Annotated in this window: 13 protein-coding genes and 3 pseudogenes; 12 read left to right on the forward strand and 4 right to left on the reverse strand. The window is 44.1% G+C overall.

Annotated features, from left to right (window positions below; genetic code table 11):
- Nucleotides 1–17: 17 nt before the first annotated feature.
- A complete protein-coding gene (gene nrdF, locus WA279_RS06965; protein WP_003231754.1) occupies nt 18–1,007 on the forward strand; it encodes a class 1b ribonucleoside-diphosphate reductase subunit beta in 990 nt (329 codons plus the stop codon).
- A gap of 49 nt (nt 1,008–1,056) precedes the next feature.
- The gene (locus WA279_RS06970; RefSeq protein ID WP_003245105.1) at nt 1,057–1,677 is read left to right on the forward strand and encodes a hypothetical protein; all 621 of its coding nucleotides are present in this window, start codon (nt 1,057–1,059) and stop codon (nt 1,675–1,677) included.
- A gap of 63 nt (nt 1,678–1,740) precedes the next feature.
- Here the strand turns inward: WA279_RS06970 and cwlC are convergent, their stop codons facing one another.
- Nucleotides 1,741–2,508: a sporulation-specific N-acetylmuramoyl-L-alanine amidase gene (cwlC, locus tag WA279_RS06975; RefSeq protein ID WP_336154784.1), complete on the reverse strand. Its 768-nt coding sequence runs from the start codon at nt 2,506–2,508 to the stop codon at nt 1,741–1,743.
- A 629-nt stretch (nt 2,509–3,137) separates the two neighbouring features.
- Here cwlC and spoVK point away from each other — a divergent pair.
- The 6 genes and pseudogenes from spoVK to WA279_RS07005 form a co-directional block, all read left to right on the forward strand.
- Complete coding sequence (gene spoVK, locus WA279_RS06980; protein WP_003231746.1) at nt 3,138–4,106, forward strand: stage V sporulation protein K; 969 nt, start codon at nt 3,138–3,140, stop codon at nt 4,104–4,106.
- Between the two features lie 132 nt (nt 4,107–4,238).
- The gene (gene hflX / locus WA279_RS06985; protein WP_336154786.1) at nt 4,239–5,501 is read left to right on the forward strand and encodes a GTPase HflX; all 1,263 of its coding nucleotides are present in this window, start codon (nt 4,239–4,241) and stop codon (nt 5,499–5,501) included.
- Between the two features lie 17 nt (nt 5,502–5,518).
- The gene (locus tag WA279_RS06990) at nt 5,519–6,784 is read left to right on the forward strand and encodes a methionine gamma-lyase family protein (RefSeq protein WP_336154788.1); all 1,266 of its coding nucleotides are present in this window, start codon (nt 5,519–5,521) and stop codon (nt 6,782–6,784) included.
- Between the two features lie 109 nt (nt 6,785–6,893).
- Nucleotides 6,894–7,301: a transcriptional repressor GlnR gene (gene glnR / locus WA279_RS06995; protein WP_014476884.1), complete on the forward strand. Its 408-nt coding sequence runs from the start codon at nt 6,894–6,896 to the stop codon at nt 7,299–7,301.
- A gap of 58 nt (nt 7,302–7,359) precedes the next feature.
- Nucleotides 7,360–8,694, forward strand: coding sequence for a type I glutamate--ammonia ligase (glnA, locus tag WA279_RS07000; protein WP_003231737.1), 1,335 nt, complete (start codon nt 7,360–7,362; stop codon nt 8,692–8,694).
- A 75-nt stretch (nt 8,695–8,769) separates the two neighbouring features.
- Nucleotides 8,770–8,931 (forward strand): annotated as a pseudogene (locus tag WA279_RS07005) (peptidoglycan-binding domain-containing protein); the annotation flags it as partial.
- 38 nt (nt 8,932–8,969) lie between these two features.
- Here the strand turns inward: WA279_RS07005 and WA279_RS07010 are convergent.
- From WA279_RS07010 to WA279_RS07020, 3 genes and pseudogenes are all read right to left on the reverse strand, one after another.
- Nucleotides 8,970–9,268: pseudogene (locus tag WA279_RS07010) on the reverse strand (contact-dependent growth inhibition system immunity protein).
- Between the two features lie 3 nt (nt 9,269–9,271).
- Nucleotides 9,272–9,562: a contact-dependent growth inhibition system immunity protein gene (locus WA279_RS07015; protein WP_069839412.1), complete on the reverse strand. Its 291-nt coding sequence runs from the start codon at nt 9,560–9,562 to the stop codon at nt 9,272–9,274.
- Nucleotides 9,563–9,580: 18 nt separating this feature from the next.
- Complete coding sequence (locus WA279_RS07020) at nt 9,581–11,440, reverse strand: ribonuclease YeeF family protein (RefSeq protein ID WP_336154790.1); 1,860 nt, start codon at nt 11,438–11,440, stop codon at nt 9,581–9,583.
- Nucleotides 11,441–12,535: 1,095 nt separating this feature from the next.
- On the opposite strand from WA279_RS07020, the gene WA279_RS07025 reads away from it, so the two are divergent.
- The 4 genes and pseudogenes from WA279_RS07025 (at nt 12,536) to WA279_RS07040 (ending at nt 21,496) form a co-directional block, all read left to right on the forward strand.
- Entirely contained in the window at nt 12,536–12,829 is a 294-nt protein-coding gene (locus WA279_RS07025; RefSeq protein ID WP_336154791.1) for a hypothetical protein, read from the forward strand.
- A gap of 226 nt (nt 12,830–13,055) precedes the next feature.
- On the forward strand, nt 13,056–13,544 hold the full coding sequence (locus WA279_RS07030) for a hypothetical protein (RefSeq protein ID WP_251188387.1): 489 nt from the start codon (nt 13,056–13,058) through the stop codon (nt 13,542–13,544).
- Nucleotides 13,545–13,568: 24 nt separating this feature from the next.
- Nucleotides 13,569–13,885, forward strand: a pseudogene (locus tag WA279_RS07035) (T7SS effector LXG polymorphic toxin); the annotation flags it as partial.
- 690 nt (nt 13,886–14,575) lie between these two features.
- The gene (locus WA279_RS07040) at nt 14,576–21,496 is read left to right on the forward strand and encodes an NTTRR-F1 domain (protein WP_336154793.1); all 6,921 of its coding nucleotides are present in this window, start codon (nt 14,576–14,578) and stop codon (nt 21,494–21,496) included.
- Nucleotides 21,497–21,523: the final 27 nt, after the last annotated feature.

Here is a 21,523-nt window from a genome sequence, read left to right on the forward strand (position 1 = left end):
TTAAAGGAGAGTTTATAGTGACAAAAATTTATGACGCAGCAAACTGGTCAAAGCATGAAGACGATTTTACCCAAATGTTCTATAACCAAAACGTGAAACAGTTCTGGCTTCCGGAAGAGATTGCTTTAAACGGCGATCTCCTCACATGGAAGTACCTCGGAAAAAATGAGCAGGACACTTATATGAAGGTACTGGCCGGACTTACGCTTCTTGATACAGAACAGGGGAATACGGGGATGCCGATCGTGGCTGAACACGTAGATGGCCACCAGCGGAAAGCGGTGCTGAACTTTATGGCGATGATGGAGAACGCTGTCCATGCGAAGTCGTACTCTAATATTTTCATGACCCTTGCACCGACTGAAACGATCAATGAAGTATTTGAATGGGTTAAACAAAATAAATATTTGCAGAAAAAAGCGCAAATGATTGTCGGGCTTTACAAAGCCATTCAAAAAGATGATGAAATTTCACTGTTCAAAGCGATGGTTGCTTCCGTCTATCTGGAAAGCTTCCTTTTCTACAGCGGTTTCTATTATCCGTTATATTTCTACGGACAAGGAAAACTGATGCAAAGCGGTGAGATCATTAACCTGATCCTTCGTGACGAAGCGATTCACGGCGTGTATGTCGGTCTCCTTGCTCAGGAAATTTATAATAAACAGACAGAAGAGAAAAAAGCAGAGCTTCGTGAATTTGCGATCGACCTCCTGAATCAGTTATATGAAAATGAGCTTGAGTATACAGAGGACTTGTACGATCAAGTCGGGCTCTCACATGATGTAAAGAAATTCATCCGCTATAATGCGAATAAAGCGCTGATGAACCTTGGATTTGATCCATACTTCGAAGAGGAAGACATTAATCCGATCGTTTTAAACGGATTAAACACAAAAACAAAATCGCATGACTTCTTCTCTATGAAGGGGAATGGTTATAAAAAAGCGACAGTTGAGCCGCTCAAAGATGATGACTTTTATTTTGAAGATGAAAAAGAGCAGATATAATATCTGCTCTTTTCGGCTTGAAGGTTCAAATGAGGAGGACGCAGTACCCATGGGAAAAATGGACGAAATGATTTTAGTTGCCCCGCGCGATGATGTGTTTAAGAAAGAAAGCTTAACCTTCCAGGGCGTGTACAGTGAAGATAGCAGAGTAGCCGAAATCATGGCTCAGATTGAAGCGGCCTATCGTGAAATGAGAAGAGGGGACGCAGAAGAAGATCCGCGTTTCAAGCAGCCGATACCTTATGTCGTCATTAAGCGTGAAGATGAAGTTTTTCTTTACGAGCGGCTGGCTGGTGGCGGTGAATCACGACTGCACAACAAGCTTTCTCTCGGCTTTGGCGGTCATATGAACGCCATCGAAGGGGCAGCTTCATTTGCTGAAGTCTTAAAGCTGAACACAGACCGTGAGCTTGAGGAAGAACTGCAAATAAATGAAGAAGATAAACAGGCGATTGTCACACTGGGATTGATCAATGATGATGAAAACAGTGTTGGCAAAGTGCATATCGGTATTCTTTCTGCGCTTCAATTAAAGCCTGGCGCACAAGTGGAAGTGAAGGAGAAAGAACAAATTGCGGGTAAATGGATGAAAGTTTCTGAATTAAAACAGGATGACATCTACAACCGTCTGGAAACATGGTCACAGTTTGTTGTTGATATTCTTGAATAAAAAAACCCGGTTTCTCGCGATGAGGAGCCGGGTTTTTTTATGAGACGCTCGTCCCCGTCTCGGCTATGATTCTAGGATCACAATAGCGTCAAAGCCGGCATTTTTCGCTCTGGCAGCGAGGGTGTCTGCATTGTCTTTGGATGAAAATGCGCCAATCTGCACTTTGTATAATCCGTCCTTTAAAAGGACAATCGAGTCAAAACCTTTGGCTTCGGCTTTACTTGCGAGCGAGTCGGCATTCGCTTTGACTTTAAATGCGCCGATTTGAACCTTATATAATCCTGAGCTGGAAGTCTTTTTAAGGTTAAAGGCTTGCTCCAGCCCGTTTGCATGTCCTCTCGCTAAGCTTTGAATAAAACTGCTCGTTTTCAGCTTATTTGCATCGGCAACGGTATCAATGAAGCCGTTCTCGGTCAAGAGGGCAGGCATTGCCGACTCCCTTAGGACGTGGAAGTTCGCTGTTTTTTTGCCGCGATCGGCAAAGTCGACAGCTTGTATCACTTCAGAGTGAATTGTCGATTGATAAGTCGTCGTCGGGGCTCCTACACCTGGATAAATATAGCTTTCAAAACCTGTGCCTCCCCCGGAATTAACGTGAATGGACAAAAGGAAATCTGCTCCCCAGTTATTTGCGGCATTTGTCCGGTCGTTTAAGCTGACATATTGGTCGCTTGTCCGGCTCAGCAGCAAAGAAACGCCTTCATATTCATTAGTTAATATCGTACGTAAGGCTAAAGCGATTTGCAGGGTTAACGTTTTTTCCTGAAGGCCATTACCTGTTGCGCCTGGATCAGACCCGCCATGGCCAGGATCAATAAAAATTTTAACCATTTTTCATCACCTCATTACAGGATATGAAAAAACACGGCTTCTGCTTGTACGATTATCATTCAACTGAAAAATGAGGAAATAACCCTTTCACATCCGAAATTATTTCTCGGGAAAGCGCACAATTCAACATGAAGCGACAGCAGATACGGTCCGACATGAAATATGTGCATATGCCATATGTTTGTACTATGGGTTCGGTTAATCTGCACTGAGTCCTGCTGGTTTTAAGCTTTGCGTTCATAAGCATTTGAAACGTAAATTGATGAGAAAAGCTCCTTTCATTAAAGACACCACTTTATAAATCGAAAAAAAGAAAAACACTTCAGGTATCTTAGGGCGGGTAATACGCTTCGTACAAAAAACAGCCCGTTGCATGAAAAAAGGATTGGCGAATGAAGAAAATAATGAGAAAAAGAAGTTCATCATAATACTCTGACAAAATGATTAAAAACAAAATCTCATGGTTTGTCCACCCCATGTCCGTGAATACAATAAGAAATAAAGTATTTCTCGGGAAAGCGCAGGATTCCTTATTGTTCCCGAAAAAAGCAATTGTTTCGACACATGATAGGCGTTTGTCACAATCGGCATCCGCTTGAATATCATATAGAGAGAACAGAGAGGTGAAGATGTTGGAGCGCGCTGTGACTTATAAAAACAACGGACAGATCAACATTATTCTGAACGGGCAAAAGCAGGTGCTGACGAATGCTGAGGCAGAGGCGGAATATCAGGCTGCATTGCAAAAAAACGAAGCAAAGCACGGCATTTTGAAGGAAATCGAAAAAGAGATGAGCGCATTAGTTGGGATGGAGGAAATGAAACGCAACATCAAGGAAATATACGCCTGGATTTTTGTGAACCAAAAACGCGCGGAGCAAGGCTTGAAGGTTGGAAAGCAAGCGCTGCACATGATGTTTAAAGGAAATCCGGGAACGGGAAAAACGACGGTTGCACGGCTCATCGGCAAGCTGTTCTTTGAAATGAATGTCCTGTCAAAAGGCCACTTAATAGAAGCGGAGCGGGCAGACCTGGTCGGGGAGTATATCGGACACACCGCCCAAAAGACGAGAGATTTAATCAAAAAGTCATTAGGTGGCATTTTGTTTATAGACGAAGCCTACTCGCTGGCAAGAGGCGGCGAAAAGGACTTTGGGAAAGAAGCGATCGACACACTTGTAAAGCATATGGAAGACAAACAGCATGAGTTTATTTTGATACTCGCCGGATATTCACGGGAAATGGATCATTTTCTCTCGTTAAATCCCGGACTCCAATCAAGATTTCCCATCTCCATTGATTTTCCGGATTATTCTGTGACCCAGCTCATGGAGATTGCGAAACGAATGATCGATGAAAGGGAATACCAGCTCAGTCAAGAAGCTGAATGGAAATTGAAAGATTACTTAATGACAGTGAAAAGCACGACAAGTCCCATTAAATTCAGCAATGGACGTTTTGTCAGAAATGTGATCGAAAAATCGATCAGAGCACAAGCCATGAGGCTTTTAATGGGAGACCAATACTTAAAAAGCGACTTGATGACCATCAAAAGCCAAGATCTTTCCATTAAAGAAGAAGCATCTGGATCTGCATAGACCTCTCAGTTTTTGAGAGGTCTGTTTTTTGCTCGTATTTCCGCTTTTCAAAGCAATCGATTTGTGGTATACACATGCAGGGTTTGGTATGATAATACTACTGCCCAATATGCAAAAGAAAGGAACATCCATTTGAACGAACAAGAAACGATTCAGGAGAAAGCCATTTTAGTCGGATGTCAGCTGCCGCATATCACGGATGAGCATTTTGAAAATTCTATGGAAGAGCTAGCATCTCTGACAAAAACAGCAGACGGAAAAGTACTGACCAGCGTCACACAAAAACGGAACAGGGCTGACGCCGCTACATATATAGGAAAAGGGAAGGTAGAAGAGCTGAAGGCACTAGTGGAAGAGCTTGAAGCTGATCTCCTCATCTTTAATGATGAACTGTCGCCAAGTCAGCTGAAGTCATTGGCAACAGCAATTGAAGTGAAGATGATTGACCGCACGCAATTGATATTAGATATTTTTGCAAAGCGGGCGAGAACGAGAGAAGGCAAACTTCAAATTGAGCTGGCTCAGCTGCAATATGCACTGCCGCGTCTGACGGGACAAGGGATCAACCTTTCCCGGCAAGGCGGAGGAATTGGGGCAAGAGGTCCCGGGGAAACGAAACTGGAAACCGACCGCCGCCATATCAGAAATCGCATTCATGAAATCAACACACAGCTTTCCACTGTCATTCGCCATAGAAGCCGATACCGTGAAAGAAGAAAGAAAAACGGTGTGCTTCAAATTGCGCTTGTCGGCTATACAAACGCAGGGAAATCAACATGGTTCAACCGCCTGACGAGTGCTGACAGCTATGAAGAAGACCTCCTGTTTGCCACGCTCGATCCGATGACCAGAAAAATGGTCCTGCCAAGCGGCTACAGTGTTCTTCTTTCAGATACAGTAGGATTTATTCAGGATCTTCCGACGACATTGATTGCTGCATTCCGCTCAACGCTTGAGGAAGTAAAAGAAGCGGATTTGATCCTGCATTTAATTGATTCTTCAAATGAGGATTATGTGGGACATGAAAAAACAGTGCTTGGGCTTCTTGAGGAGCTTGAAGCAGATGATATCCCGATGCTGACGGCTTACAATAAACGTGATCAAAAACTGCCTGATTTTATACCGTCCGCCGGAAGGGATCACATTATGGTCAGTGCGAAATTTGAGGACGACGCTGCAGCCTTTAAAGAAGCGATTCAGCGCTATTTGCGCCAAGAACTGTTAACGTCTTTTGAAGCACATGTGCCGGCAAGTGAAGGGAAGCTCCTTTCCAGAGTCAAATCGGAAACGATGGTAGACCGCTTCTATTTTAATGAAGAAAATGAACAGTATGACGTATCCGGCTATGTCCAAGAAGAGCAAAGTATCATCGGTGAATTAAAGAAGTATATGTAGGAAGGAAATATAAAGACATGTTTGACACATTAACACACGGAGAATTATTGAAGAAAACGGCAATGGAAGTGGAAGCGGACATTGCCGGCATTCATAAACAAATAGAAGAAATCAGCGAGCGAAATGAGTGGAGAGTGCTTCAAAGCTATAGAAAACACAAAGTAAGCGACACTCATTTCACGCCGTCTACTGGATACGGCTATGATGATATCGGAAGAGACACGCTTGAAAGCATATATGCGGATGTGTTTGGCGGAGAAGCGGGGCTTGTAAGGCCGCAAATCATTTCAGGCACACATGCCATTTCGATTGCTTTGTTCGGTGTCCTCAGACCGGGGGACGAGCTCCTTTATATCACGGGCAAGCCGTATGATACGCTAGAGGAAATTGTGGGCGTCAGGGGTGGAGAAAACGCTGGATCGTTAAAGGATTTTCAAATCGGCTATAATGCGGTTGATCTGACGAAAGACGGAAAGATAGACTATGATGCAGTCGCCGCTGCGATCAATCCGAAGACCAAAGTAATCGGCATTCAGCGCTCAAAAGGATATGCGAATCGCCCTTCTTTCTTAATTAGTGAAATAAAAGAAATGATCCGTTTTGTAAAAGAAATCAATGAAAACCTGATCGTCTTTGTGGACAACTGTTACGGAGAATTTGTGGAAGAGCTTGAGCCTTGCCATGTCGGAGCCGATCTGATGGCGGGATCTCTCATTAAAAATCCGGGCGGCGGCCTTGCGAAAACAGGCGGCTACCTCGTCGGAAAAGCGAAATGGATTGAAGCTTGCTCATACCGTATGACGTCACCCGGCATCGGCAGAGAAGCGGGGGCATCTCTTTACTCGCTCCAAGAAATGTACCAAGGCTTCTTTTTGGCGCCTCATGTTGTGTCTCAAAGTTTAAAGGGAGCGGTGTTTACAGCGAGATTCCTTGAAAAACTCGGCTTCACTTCAAACCCGAAATGGGATGCGAAAAGAACGGATTTAATACAATCCGTTGAGTTTTCAGACAGAGAAAAGATGGTTGCTTTTTGCCAGGCTATTCAATATGCATCGCCAATCAATGCTCATGTGACGCCTTATCCAGCCTACATGCCGGGATACGAAGATGATGTCATTATGGCAGCAGGAACGTTTATTCAAGGAGCAAGCATCGAATTATCAGCTGATGGCCCTATCCGCCCGCCGTATGTAGCGTATGTTCAGGGAGGATTAACCTATTCGCATGTGAAGAATGCCATATGCAGTGCAGTGGATTCATTGATGGAAAAGCAATTAATTTAAATTTTTTAAAAATTTCTCTGGATTTGATGTTAAGAATCCTTACATCGTATTGACACATAATATAACATCACCTATAATGAAACTAAGTTAAGAAAAGGAGGAAATTGAGATGAGTGATAATATTCGCCGCTCAATGCCTTTATTTCCAATAGGAATTGTCATGCAGTTAACTGAGTTATCAGCAAGACAAATTCGATATTATGAGGAGAATGGACTGATATTTCCAGCCAGAAGTGAAGGGAATAGACGATTATTTTCATTTCATGATGTAGATAAACTGTTAGAAATCAAGCACCTGATAGAACAAGGTGTAAACATGGCAGGAATTAAACAGATTCTGGCGAAAGCCGAAGCCGAGCCAGAACAAAAACAAAGCGAGAAGACGAAAAAACCAATGAAACATGATCTGTCCGATGACGAACTGAGACAGCTCCTGAAAAACGAGCTCATGCAAGCCGGCCGTTTTCAAAGAGGGAATACATTCCGTCAAGGCGACATGTCCCGCTTCTTTCATTAATCCGTTAGCAACTGTTTTGCTATATACATTTACCTTTTAAGAGGAGGAATTTTACCAAATGGCAAAGTACACTAGAGAAGATATCGAAAAATTAGTAAAAGAAGAAAACGTGAAGTATATCCGTCTTCAATTTACTGACATTCTTGGAACAATCAAGAATGTTGAGATTCCTGTAAGCCAGCTTGGAAAAGCGCTTGATAATAAAGTCATGTTTGACGGTTCTTCTATTGAGGGATTCGTTCGTATTGAAGAGTCAGACATGTACCTGTATCCAGATCTAAATACATTTGTTATCTTCCCATGGACAGCTGAAAAAGGTAAAGTAGCACGTTTCATCTGTGATATTTACAATCCGGATGGCACACCTTTTGAAGGTGACCCGCGAAACAACTTAAAACGGATTCTGAAAGAAATGGAAGACCTCGGATTCAGTGATTTTAACCTTGGACCTGAGCCTGAATTCTTCTTATTCAAATTGGACGAAAAAGGCGAGCCAACGCTTGAACTAAACGACAAAGGCGGATATTTCGACTTAGCTCCAACGGATTTAGGAGAAAACTGCCGCCGCGATATCGTACTTGAGCTTGAAGAGATGGGCTTTGAAATCGAAGCGTCTCACCACGAAGTAGCACCTGGTCAGCACGAAATCGACTTTAAATATGCTGGAGCAGTGCGCTCTTGTGATGACATCCAAACATTTAAACTAGTTGTCAAAACAATTGCCCGCAAACACGGCTTGCATGCGACATTTATGCCAAAACCATTGTTCGGTGTGAACGGTTCAGGTATGCACTGCAATCTATCACTCTTCAAAAATGGTGTTAACGCATTCTTTGACGAAAACGCAGATCTTCAGTTAAGTGAAACAGCGAAACACTTCATTGCAGGTATCGTGAAGCACGCAACAAGCTTTACAGCAGTAACAAACCCGACAGTAAACTCTTACAAACGTCTTGTTCCTGGCTATGAAGCACCTTGCTATGTAGCATGGAGCGCGCAAAACAGAAGCCCGCTTATCCGTATCCCGGCTTCTCGCGGCATCAGCACACGTGTTGAAGTACGCAGCGTAGACCCAGCTGCAAACCCATACCTTGCACTTAGCGTATTGCTTGCTGCAGGATTAGACGGAATCAAAAACAAACTGGAAGCGCCGGCTCCAATCGACCGCAACATCTATGTGATGAGCAAAGAAGAGCGCATGGAAAACGGAATCGTTGACCTTCCAGCAACACTTGCGGAAGCACTAGAAGAATTCAAATCAAACGAAGTCATGGTCAAAGCGCTGGGCGAGCACCTATTCGAACACTTCATCGAAGCAAAAGAAATCGAATGGGATATGTTCCGCACGCAAGTACATCCTTGGGAACGCGAACAGTATATGTCTCAATATTAATCTCTCAATCCCTTGGCACTATTGGTGTCAGGGGATTTTTTGATTAATTAAACAATTTAATAATTTAATATAGATTATGTAACACCAGACAAAAGGGCGAAGAATAACGGCATTGCCGGCGTGTATGGTCCGAAAACAGCAAACGCGGTCCAACGGTTCCAGTCAGTATGTGGCCTTTCTGCTGACGGTATTTATGGACCTAAGACTAAAGCGAAAATTGAAGCGAAATTGAATTAATAAAAGAAGCCCTTCTTAAAAGAGGGCTCTTTTTCTAGCTATGTTGTTTTAAGGTGTTTTCTAATTTGTTCAGTGACTTGCTTAAGCCATTCCAAGGGTGTTATATCATCTTCAGGAAAGTATATACCATCCGCTGCTTCCTCTATAAATTCATTCTTGTCTTCTTCTGAATAATCACTATTTAAAAACTCAGTTAGTCTATTAAATCTCTTTCTTTTAGCTTTTGTGATGCTTCATTTAGATATTCATTAAGAGCATCTTCAGGAGATTCTATATCTTGGTGGAAATGTCCGCCGAGAAATCTAAATACAGGATCAGAAACTTTAATTTCAATCATTGCTTATATAGCCTCTTTTATTTCAATAATTACTTTTTTCAACCATTGTAAAGGAGTTAAATCGATTGCCGGAAAATAAATCTCCGTATATGATTTTATAAAACTTTCTTTCTCTTGATCAGATATGTTTTCATTTAAAAACTCTTCACAAAATTTTATTGTGAAAACTAAGCATTCTTTACTTGATTCAGCTATAAATTCTTTCAGAGCTTGTTCTGGTGAACCCATGTCCTGGTGAAATGTTCCTTCTAAAAAATCACTTAATTCTTCCAGAGTATCATAATTCTCGTACATTGTTATTCAGAACTCCTTTTATTTTGTAGGATAGCCAGTTAAAATAAATTCCCCATTTTTACTCTTTTTCAATACTATTGTAGCGTTGGTAGCATCCTTAGCAACATTTGAACCTTTTTCTACTCTTCTGCCGAGAACTTCTCCATCACCTTTGTATCTTAAAGGAAGAGTACGTCTACTGTTAGGATTAGAGAGCCATTTTTTTATTTTAGTAATGTTTTTTGGATCACTTAGAACTGAACTGGCGACTTTTTCTGCAGTAGCTCTATCTTTAAATGAAGAAGACCCAGAGATTTTTGTATCTTTTATTAAACGTTGAAATAATTCGCCATCAGTCTTCCCGACATGTCTTTCTATAAGATGCCCGCCTTTTGCTTCATGAGCAGCTAATCCGCCGCCAGGTGCGAGAGGGGTACTATCACCTTGTTTGACATTACCTGTACCCATGTTGTTAGAACTTTCAGATCTTCTGAGAACACTCTCTTTTTTATCTTCCGCAATACTTTTTAGCAGCGGAGTATTTTTCACATTAATGGTATTCTCAGCATCTTGAAGGATTCCTTCTAATGCAGGAGTATACCGATTAACAGGAGATTTGACAAACTGTTTTACAGACTTTCCACCTTTCTTAATTGTATCACTAGCTGTTTTCCCAACTTTAGCAAGATCCTTCGAGCCTGTTGAGACAGAGGACTTTCCACCTTTCAATAACAGAAGACTTCCGCCCAAATAAGTGACATAGTGCAACCGCGTGTATGCATCCCCGTGAATCATTTTTGTATCCCAATTATCCTTCAATGTGTCGACCATACTTTGAAAGGCAGCTTGATAGTCGTATTCCAGAACTGTATCCAGCACTTTTTGAGGATCCTTGTTTAAGTTGTCAATTGTCCAACCGATATTCCATCCGAATTGAATGGCTCCTTCACCGGTATCCTTGGCAAGATCGTATAAACCAACAATCGCACCCTTGGCGCCATCACCTATGATTTGCAACACTTCTTTTCCGTTATCCATGAAAGCTTTACGCTGTTCAAGAAATGAAACAAATTCAAGCTGTTCAGAGGTAAGGTTCTCATATCCGACCTTCTTGGCAATTTCTAAGTATTCATCCGGATCCGTCACGCCATCAGCTAGCTTCTTCTTCAATTCTTTGATTTCTCGTTCTTTTGCTTCATCTTTCTTGATCTTCAAATAAGCTTCAGTTTGTTTCTCAATATCGCCTTTTTTCTTATGTATGTCACTTTCTCTATACGCTTTGGCATTGTAGTGGATGGGTGTAGCATTCTTACCCTTGCCAGTGGATTCCTCAAGCTTTTGAAAGTCTTTCTTGATGAATTGCTCGTTTGGCTCTGATTGGGCATATTCAGTAACAAGTGCTTCGTCCACGCTGCCTAGTTTATCGACTGTTTTTTTGCGTTTGTCCTCCGCATCGGCGAGTTCGTCTTTAAAGTCCTCAGTTGAAAACAGATCAAGCGGAAGGATATCGTCGATATCATGTAAGATATCTTTCATGGCTTTCTTTTGTTCAGACATAATAGATTTTGATTTTGTGTAGGCGTTAGCCAGCTCGTGTTCTAAGAAGGATTCTTCTATATAAGCATCAGATAAGCTGGCGTCCTCTAGAGTGCCTGAAATGCTTGTCAAGAAAGCAATTTTCATATCAAGTAAGTCAATCCAATTGTCAGCTACACCTGCATGGTCTTGATAAAATGCTTTAATGTTGTCAGCACCTTTGCCGGAAAACTCACTGTCATCTAAATCAGCTACAGCTTTAAAAGCCTTTTTTAGATTGACCATCTGACTTCTTAATTCTTTGTATTCCTTTGCACGTCTATCTGCTTCTGAAAGCAGTGATTTGGCTTCAAATACTTTCATGATCATATCCTTTCATTTAAATAGCTCCAACAAGATTTTACCATGGGGAAATGAAGAAATAGACACGGATGTGATTCAAAAGTGAGAAATGATTAATTTGATCTGTGTCATTTTACCTATCTGAATTAATTGAAGACCGTTTACGCAGTCAGGCGGTTCCAGTCCGTGCATGGATATCGCATAACAAAAATAGCTTTAGCACCTTACTTTTTTTGTTAAAATGATGAAAACAGCAGGGGAGATAATATGGCATTACTACGCTTTATAAGTTTATATGGAATAGCCATCATTATCCTGATGGTCATAGCGAATTTTGCTCCTTTTTTGGCGATGCCATTATACTATGTTGCCATGGCTACATTAGTCTTTCTGATTGTTTATCTGATATATTATTATTCCCAAAAGTTTAGAGGGAGGAAAAAGTAAACAAGCAAAAAGAATTCCAAATATATTTTTGCGCAAACTTTGCACAAAAATATTGTTATAAATCCTATTAAATTAATGATTTAATAGGGGTGATAACTCCCTCCTAGGTAGTAAGCATATTATTCATAAAACATGCTTTTGACCAAAATTAAGACCAAAATTTGACCAAAAAAATTAACTAATCATACTTAATGTATTACAAATCTAAACGAATGAATTTGCTGAAACGCTTGATAAGTAAGGGTTTTGATTGTTATAGATTAGCTATTTTATCTAAAGAATCATGTTCCGCACGCAAGTACATCCTTGGGAACGCGAACAGTATATGTCTCAGTATTAATTTTTCAATCCCTTGTCACTATTGGTGTCAAGGGATTTTTTTTATGTTAATAGGTAATGAATCATGGAGCGGCACTGCTAAAAAGCAGGGTCACTTTTATCTATGTCACTAATAAGTCTATGTACTAAATTTTCAATTAGAAAAATAATTCTATGCTTAAGGAAAGCAATACGCATAAATAATTCGACAAATTCTGTGATGATTTCATTGTTCAATACTTCTACCAGTAATAATAAGATGAGTGAAGCAGATGTTTGTCATTGACATCATAACCTAATAAATCCATAATTGCGTTGAAATCTAAATCAATTTTCAAAAAGGAGATTTCTATGAAAAAATTGACTATCTTCTCCGGGGGATTAGGAGCGGTTTTTTCTGTACTGGCTCAACTGTTTGCAGTTTTGGATGACTCTTACACTTTGGGGAATTTATGGTTTTTAGGTGCTTTGGCGGGAATTATAACCATGCTTGCTTCAATCCAGACAAATAATAAACCAATCTTCAGCATTTTATTAATTGCTAGTTCAGTAATAGGTCTACTTGGAACTGGTCTTGTATACATCATACCAACACTGTTCAATATAATAATAATTTATAAATTTTCAAAAGTAAGCCAATGGTAAAATAAAGGTTCTTTTTTTATTTAGTATCCCTTTGACAAGGTCAGTAATGATGTTTATGCTTGCAACTGGTCCACACAGCTGGGACTTCCGTGGGCATGATTATCGAACGCCATGTTTCTAGGATACCGGAATTGAAACATTTGCTGAGGCATTCCGTGAAGCTGATCACTAAATGACCATTTTCATAGAGGCACGTCTAAAGAAGCTATCATAGGAGGACAACACTGTGTGGAAAGCTTTAAGTCAATTACTCAAGAAACAGAAAAATCAAAGCCCACTCGATGAGGGTTATATACAGATTCCAGAAAAGGATTTTAATCTAGAATTAAAACAAATGATATTTGAGTTGGAGAGCCAGGGGGAAGTAGTATCGAAAAAGCTGCAGAATAAGTATATAGATGTTTTTGAAGCACAGGGTAAACCAAACCTTAGCATCAAAATTTGTAGAGACATAGATGGAGATGTGCTAAATGATTTTACAGCTGAGAGATGTTTTGAAAAAGAGTACCGTTCACAAATAGCAATTAATTACTATCAACCTACAATAGTCTGTGAAGAAGAATTAGACTGTTTCACAATGGATTTGTGGTATTACTACGGTGGATATAAAGGGACGGGTTATGGAACATTATTCGATTTAAATAATAATGACTTAGAAAAAGAAATTGAAGAGACATTAATATTTTTACTCAATGACAAACAATTTGAGAAATAAAAAAGAAAGCCGCAAAGGGCTTTCAATCAACTGATGAAGCTAAGAAAAGCGTTTAAGAATTAGCTGACTTGGGTGACAGCGAGTTTTTTCCGGGAAGGGTGCAGACAACATTAAAGCAATTTATCTTGATCATGCCGGCATTACAGATCAATGTATCGATCGGATTGACATGGAAATTGCTTTCTTAAGCATCATTTCTGCAAAACTTGTAAGTGCAAAGATGTGAAGATGCTTACATAGAAGAGTCCTTTTTAAAACATGAGCTGGCTAACGATTACACAAAATCAAAATTCATTATGTCTGAACAAAAGAAAACGATGAAAGACATTCTGAATAACATCATTGAATAAATATCTTAAGAGGATAAAAAAGTGAATTGGTCAAAGGAATTGAAATATTTAAAAGGGCTATTAGGCTCCAAAACGCTTGCAAAAGATTTAAAAATCCAAATGAATGTTTAAGTATTTGTTTTCAGGTTTAGTGATAACTATGTTTATACTTAAAATTATATCCATTTGATAATCCAGAGAGAAAACCTTAATGTCCCGTTTAATAGGGGAAAGAACTATGATATCTCCTAGTCACCAATATATAAGAAATGGGACAAGCAAAGATTTGTTAGGCGCAACTTTAATTAAATAAAATAGCAATCTTGTGATAATAGTAGCTAAGCTGTTGGTACCCTTGCCAGCAGCTTTTATAAAACGTTTTTTTGACTTTGAGTTGCTCTTTCTTAGTCTGATAAAACTTCTTCATTAGCGTCCGCTTCTCAATCTAGGATATGTGAAATCCTCAATCGCATTGCAAATTCCCGAAAAGCTTTTTCTGTCTTTAAATCAAGCTGCCGTCTAAGAAGCTAATTTATTGTTTCTTCTTTTCAGGTTCCATGTACCGGTCTTTACAGCGTCTGGGAGAAAAAGTGATTCGGGACATTCATCTTTTTTTATTTCAGCTAGCGAAGTGAAAGACCGATGGCATTTTTCCTGCATATAATAGCTGGAACTATTCAAAAAGGCAGGGAATGAAGTTGAATGAATGATGTGATTGTAAATGGAGGTTTTGAAACAGGCAATCTGACGGGCTGGGCTTCTGCAAATACGTCCGTTATTAATACTTTTGCCCATTCTGGAAGATATTCCGCACAGTTTTTCAGTAACCAGCCGTATGCTTTTTTAGGGCAGATCGTGCCTGTCGTTTCTGGACAATCTCTGATATTCATCGTTTCGCTTGGGAGAATTGGAAACAATTCAAGTCCCCAAGTAACTATACAAATTTTATTTGTTAACAGTGAAGGCGAAGAGATTGAAGGCGGACAGGAAATTATCATTGCTTCCGGAAATTTGCCAAATGTCTCATTTAATACATGGAATGAAATATATAGAACAATTGAACCCCCCGCTGAAGCAGTAAACGCAGTAGTGGTAATAAGCAAAACTACTTTTGGGTCTGTTCTAATTGATGATGTTTCTTTAATAGAGTCTGCTGGGGGAATTGGACCGACTGGACCAACAGGTGCAACGGGATCAACAGGAGCAACAGGAGCAACAGGTGCAACGGGAGCAACCGGAGCAACCGGAGTAACAGGCGCAACCGGTCCAACTGGAGTAACGGGAGTAACAGGGGCAACTGGTGCAACCGGAGCAACTGGATCAACCGGAGAAACAGGATCAACCGGAGAAACAGGATCAACCGGAGCAACAGGAGCAACAGGAGTAACAGGAGACACCGGTCCAACCGGAGTAACAGGAGTAACGGGAGCAACCGGAGCAACTGGTGCAACGGGAGTAACCGGAGCTACAGGAGTCACAGGAGAAACTGGAGCAACGGGAGTAACCGGAGCCACTGGAGCAACCGGACCAACTGGTGCAACGGGAGTAACAGGAGCAACGGGAGTAACCGGAGCCACTGGAGCAACCGGACCAACTGGTGCAACGGGAGTAACCGGAGCTACAGGAGTAACCGGAGCTACAGGAGTAACAGGAGAAACAGGATCAACCGGAGTAACGGGATCAACCGGATCAACAGGAGCAACAGGAGCAACGGGACCAACAGGATCAACAGGATCAACAGGATCAACCGGAGTAACTGGTGCAACAGGATCAACCGGAGCAACTGGAGCAACTGGAGTAACAGGAGTAACAGGAGTAACAGGAGAAACTGGAGCCACAGGAGTAATAGGAGAAACTGGAGCTACAGGAGTAACAGGAGAAACTGGAGCCACAGGAGTAACAGGAGCAACAGGATCAACAGGAGCAACAGGCGCAACAGGAGCAACCGGAGTAACGGGAGAAACAGGAGCAACCGGAGTAACGGGAGAAACAGGATCAACAGGAGCAACTGGAGCTACAGGAGTAACAGGAGCTACAGGAGTAACAGGAGAAACAGGAGCAACCGGAGTAAGGGGATCAACCGGATCAACAGGAGCAACAGGAGCAACGGGACCAACAGGATCAACAGGATCAACAGGAGCAACCGGAGTAACTGGTGCAACAGGAGCCACAGGAGTAACAGGTGCAACAGGATCAACCGGAGCAACTGGAGCAACTGGAGTAACTGGAGTAACAGGAGAAACTGGAGCCACAGGAGTAATAGGAGAAACTGGAGCTACAGGAGCAACAGGAGTAACTGGTGCAACAGGATCAACAGGATCAACAGGAGTAACCGGAGCTACAGGAGCAACTGGTGCAACAGGAGTAACCGGAGCTACAGGAGCAACTGGTGCAACGGGAGTAACAGGATCAACAGGAGCAACCGGACCAACTGGTGCAACGGGAGTAACTGGTGCAACAGGATCAACCGGAGCAACTGGAGCAACTGGAGTAACTGGAGTAACAGGAGAAACTGGAGCCACAGGAGTAATAGGAGAAACTGGATCAACCGGAGCAACAGGCGCAACAGGATCAACCGGAGTAACGGGAGAAACAGGAGCAACCGGAGTAACGGGAGAAACAGGAGCAACCGGAGCAACTGGAGCTACAGGAGTAACAGGAGACACCGGTCCAACCGGAGTAACAGGAGTAACAGGAGCAACTGGAGCAACTGGAGCAACCGGACCAACTGGAGTAACCGGAGCTACAGGAGTAACAGGATCAACAGGAGCAACTGGTGCAACGGGAGTAACAGGATCAACAGGACCAACTGGTCCAACAGGAGAAACTGGCGCAACAGGATCAACCGGAGCCACAGGAGCCACAGGATCAACAGGAGCCACAGGAGTAACAGGTGCAACCGGAGTAACAGGAGTAACCGGAGCAACTGGTTCAACTGGAGAAACTGGCGCAACAGGATCAACCGGAGCCACTGGATCAACCGGATCAACCGGAGCCACTGGATCAACCGGAGCAACAGGAGCAACTGGAGCAACTGGAGTAACAGGAGTAACAGGAGAAACTGGAGCCACAGGAGTAATAGGAGAAACTGGAGCCACAGGAGTAACAGGAGAAACTGGATCAACAGGAGCAACAGGCGCAACAGGATCAACCGGAGTAACGGGAGAAACAGGATCAACCGGAGTAACGGGAGAAACAGGATCAACCGGAGCAACTGGAGCTACAGGAGTAACAGGAGCTACAGGAGTAACAGGAGCTACAGGAGTAACAGGAGAAACAGGAGCAACCGGAGTAAGGGGATCAACCGGATCAACAGGAGCAACAGGAGCAACGGGACCAACAGGATCAACAGGATCAACAGGATCAACCGGAGTAACAGGTGCAACAGGAGCCACAGGAGTAACAGGTGTAACAGGATCAACTGGAGTAACAGGAGTAACAGGAGTAACAGGAGTAACAGGAGTAACAGGAGTAACAGGAGTAACAGGTGCAACAGGATCAACTGGAGTAACAGGAGAAACTGGAGCCACAGGAGTAATAGGAGAAACTGGAGCTACAGGAGCAACAGGAGTAACTGGTGCAACAGGAGCAACAGGAGTAACAGGTGTAACAGGATCAACTGGAGTAACAGGAGTAACAGGTGTAACAGGTGCAACCGGACCAACTGGTCCAACTGGAGAAACTGGAGCAACCGGACCAACTGGTGCAACGGGAGTAACTGGTGCAACGGGAGTAACAGGATCAACAGGATCAACAGGAGTAACCGGAGCTACAGGAGCAACTGGTGCAACGGGAGTAACAGGATCAACCGGAGCAACCGGACCAACTGGTGCAACGGGAGTAACTGGTGCAACAGGATCAACCGGAGCAACTGGAGCAACTGGAGTAACAGGAGTAACAGGAGAAACTGGAGCCACAGGAGTAATAGGAGAAACTGGAGCTACAGGAGTAACAGGAGACACCGGTCCAACCGGAGTAACAGGAGAAACTGGAGCCACAGGAGTAATAGGAGAAACTGGAGCTACAGGAGTAACAGGAGACACCGGTCCAACCGGAGTAACAGGAGAAACTGGAGCAACCGGACCAACTGGAGCAACTGGAGTAACCGGAGCTACAGGAGTAACAGGATCAACCGGAGCAACTGGTGCAACGGGAGTAACAGGATCAACAGGACCAACTGGTCCAACAGGAGAAACTGGAGCAACCGGATCAACCGGAGCAACTGGTGCAACAGGACCAACTGGAGCAACTGGAGTAACCGGAGCCACTGGAGTAACAGGACCAACTGGTGCAACGGGAGTAACTGGAGCAACCGGATCAACCGGAGCAACAGGAGTAACAGGAGTAACAGGAGTAACCGGAGCCACAGGAGCAACCGGACCAACTGGTGCAACTGGAGTAACAGGATCAACAGGATCAACGGGAGTAACAGGATCAACAGGAGCAACAGGACCAACTGGTCCAACAGGAGAAACTGGAGCAACCGGATCAACCGGAGCCACAGGAGCAACAGGAGCAACAGGAGCCACAGGAGTAACAGGTGCAACCGGAGTAACAGGAGTAACCGGAGCAACTGGAGTAACTGGTGCAACAGGAGTGACAGGAGTAACAGGAGTAACCGGAGCAACCGGATCAACTGGTTCAACTGGAGAAACTGGCGCAACAGGAGTAACAGGAGTAACAGGAGCAACCGGATCAACTGGTTCAACTGGAGAAACTGGCGCAACAGGAGCAACCGGAGCCACTGGATCAACCGGAGCAACAGGAGTAACCGGAGTAACCGGAGCTACAGGAGTAACAGGAGAAACTGGATCAACGGGAGTAACCGGAGCCACAGGATCAACAGGACCAACTGGTCCAACAGGAGAAACTGGATCAACGGGAGTAACGGGAGCCACGGGAGTAACCGGAGCCACAGGATCAACAGGACCAACTGGTCCAACAGGAGAAACTGGAGCAACAGGAGTAACGGGAGTAACTGGATCAACCGGAGTAACAGGAGAAACTGGAGCCACAGGAGCCACAGGAGTCACAGGAGCTACTGGAGAAACTGGCGCAACAGGAGTTACTGGAGCCACAGGAGCTACTGGAGAAACTGGTGCAACTGGAGATACAGGACCAACCGGATCAACAGGAGTAACAGGATCAACGGGAGAAACAGGAGCAACCGGAGCAACTGGAGCAACAGGAGCAACCGGAGCAACTGGTCCAACCGGAGTAACAGGATCAACGGGAGCAACCGGAGCAACTGGAGCAACAGGAGCAACGGGACCAACAGGATCAACAGGATCAACTGGAGCAACCGGAGCAACTGGTGCAACGGGAGTAACTGGAGCTACTGGAGCTACTGGAGTAACAGGAGACACCGGTCCAACCGGAGTAACAGGAGTAACAGGAGTAACAGGTGCAACAGGATCAACAGGATCAACAGGATCAACTGGAGCAACAGGAGCAACCGGAGCAACTGGAGCAACAGGAGCAACCGGAGTAACCGGAGTAACCGGAGCTACAGGAGTAACAGGATCAACGGGAGTAACGGGAGCCACGGGAGTAACCGGAGCCACAGGATCAACAGGACCAACTGGTCCAACAGGAGAAACTGGAGCAACAGGAGTAACGGGAGTAACTGGATCAACCGGAGTAACAGGAGAAACTGGAGCCACAGGAGCCACAGGAGTCACAGGAGCTACTGGAGAAACTGGCGCAACAGGAGTTACTGGAGCCACAGGAGCTACTGGAGAAACTGGTGCAACTGGAGATACAGGACCAACCGGATCAACAGGAGTAACAGGATCAACGGGAGAAACAGGAGCAACCGGAGCAACTGGAGCAACAGGAGCAACTGGAGCAACTGGAGCAACCGGAGCAACCGGAGCAACTGGTCCAACCGGAGTAACAGGAGTAACGGGAGCAACCGGAGCAACTGGAGCAACGGGAGAAACAGGATCAACAGGATCAACAGGAGCAACCGGAGCAACCGGAGCAACAGGAGCAACCGGAGCAACAGGATCAACAGGATCAACCGGAGTAACAGGATCAACAGGACCAACTGGAGCAACTGGAGCAACCGGATCAACCGGATCAACTGGTGCAACGGGAGTAACTGGTGCAACGGGAGTAACTGGTGCAACAGGATCAACAGGATCAACCGGAGCAACTGGAGTAACTGGTGCAACAGGAGTGACAGGAGTAACAGGAGTAACAGGTGCAACCGGATCAACTGGTTCAACTGGAGAAACTGGCGCAACAGGAGCAACCGGAGCAACAGGATCAACAGGATCAACAGGAGTAACCGGAGTAACCGGAGCTACAGGAGTAACAGGAGAAACTGGATCAACGGGAGTAACGGGAGCCACGGGAGCCACGGGAGTAACCGGAGCCACAGGATCAACAGGACCAACTGGTCCAACAGGAGAAACTGGAGCAACAGGAGTAACGGGAGTAACTGGATCAACCGGAGTAACAGGAGTAACGGGAGCAACCGGAGTCACAGGAGCTACTGGAGAAACTGGAGCCACAGGAGTTACTGGAGCCACAGGAGCTACTGGAGAAACTGGTGCAACTGGAGATACAGGACCAACCGGATCAACAGGAGTAACAGGATCAACGGGAGAAACAGGATCAACCGGAGCAACTGGAGCAACTGGAGCAACAGGATCAACCGGAGCAACTGGTCCAACCGGAGTAACAGGAGTAACGGGAGCAACCGGAGCAACTGGTGCAACGGGAGAAACAGGAGAAACAGGAGCAACAGGATCAACAGGATCAACAGGAGCAACAGGATCAACAGGAGCAACAGGAGCAACAGGAGCAACCGGAGCAACTGGAGCAACAGGAGTAACAGGATCAACAGGACCAACTGGAGCAACTGGAGCAACTGGATCAACCGGAGCAACTGGTGCAACGGGAGTAACTGGTGCAACGGGAGTAACTGGTGCAACAGGATCAACCGGAGCAACCGGAGTAACCGGAGCAACTGGAGTAACTGGTGCAACAGGAGTGACAGGAGTAACCGGAGCAACTGGAGCCACAGGAGCAACAGGATCAACCGGAGCAACTGGTGCAACGGGAGTAACCGGATCAACAGGAGTAACTGGCGCAACCGGTCCAACCGGAGCAACTGGCGCAACCGGATCAACCGGAGCAACGGGAGTAACTGGGTCAACCGGAGCAACGGGAGTAACAGGTGCAACAGGACCAACAGGACCAACCGGTTCAACCGGGGCAAATCCACAGCTGTTTTACAGTGAAATAGCAGGCCCCGTTCCGCTTGCTATTAACGGTACTGAAACGTCGATTGGTACTTTAAGTGTGCCAACAGTCGCAGGACAATTAATAAAATTAGACCTTGCCATTTCTGTAGATGTTACAACGACAGCTAACTCAAACTTTACTTTTCAAACCAGAATTTATAGAAACGGAGTATTAGTAGATACACGCTCCGTCCAAAGAAATGTCAACGCTGCAATTACGTCAAGATTTCCAATTGCTACAACGTATGTAGATGCTACAACGGTCACAGGCACGACTTCTTATGATATTAGGATAATCTTCACAACAGTAAGTAATGTGAGTGGCAGCAGCGCACTAAACCTAGATATAAATGCTATTAGGTTCCCTTAATAATAGAGAATTAAAAAATCACTTTTT

This window comes from Bacillus sp. 204(2023) (genome assembly GCF_037027505.1).
Lineage (GTDB): Bacteria > Bacillota > Bacilli > Bacillales > Bacillaceae > Bacillus > Bacillus subtilis.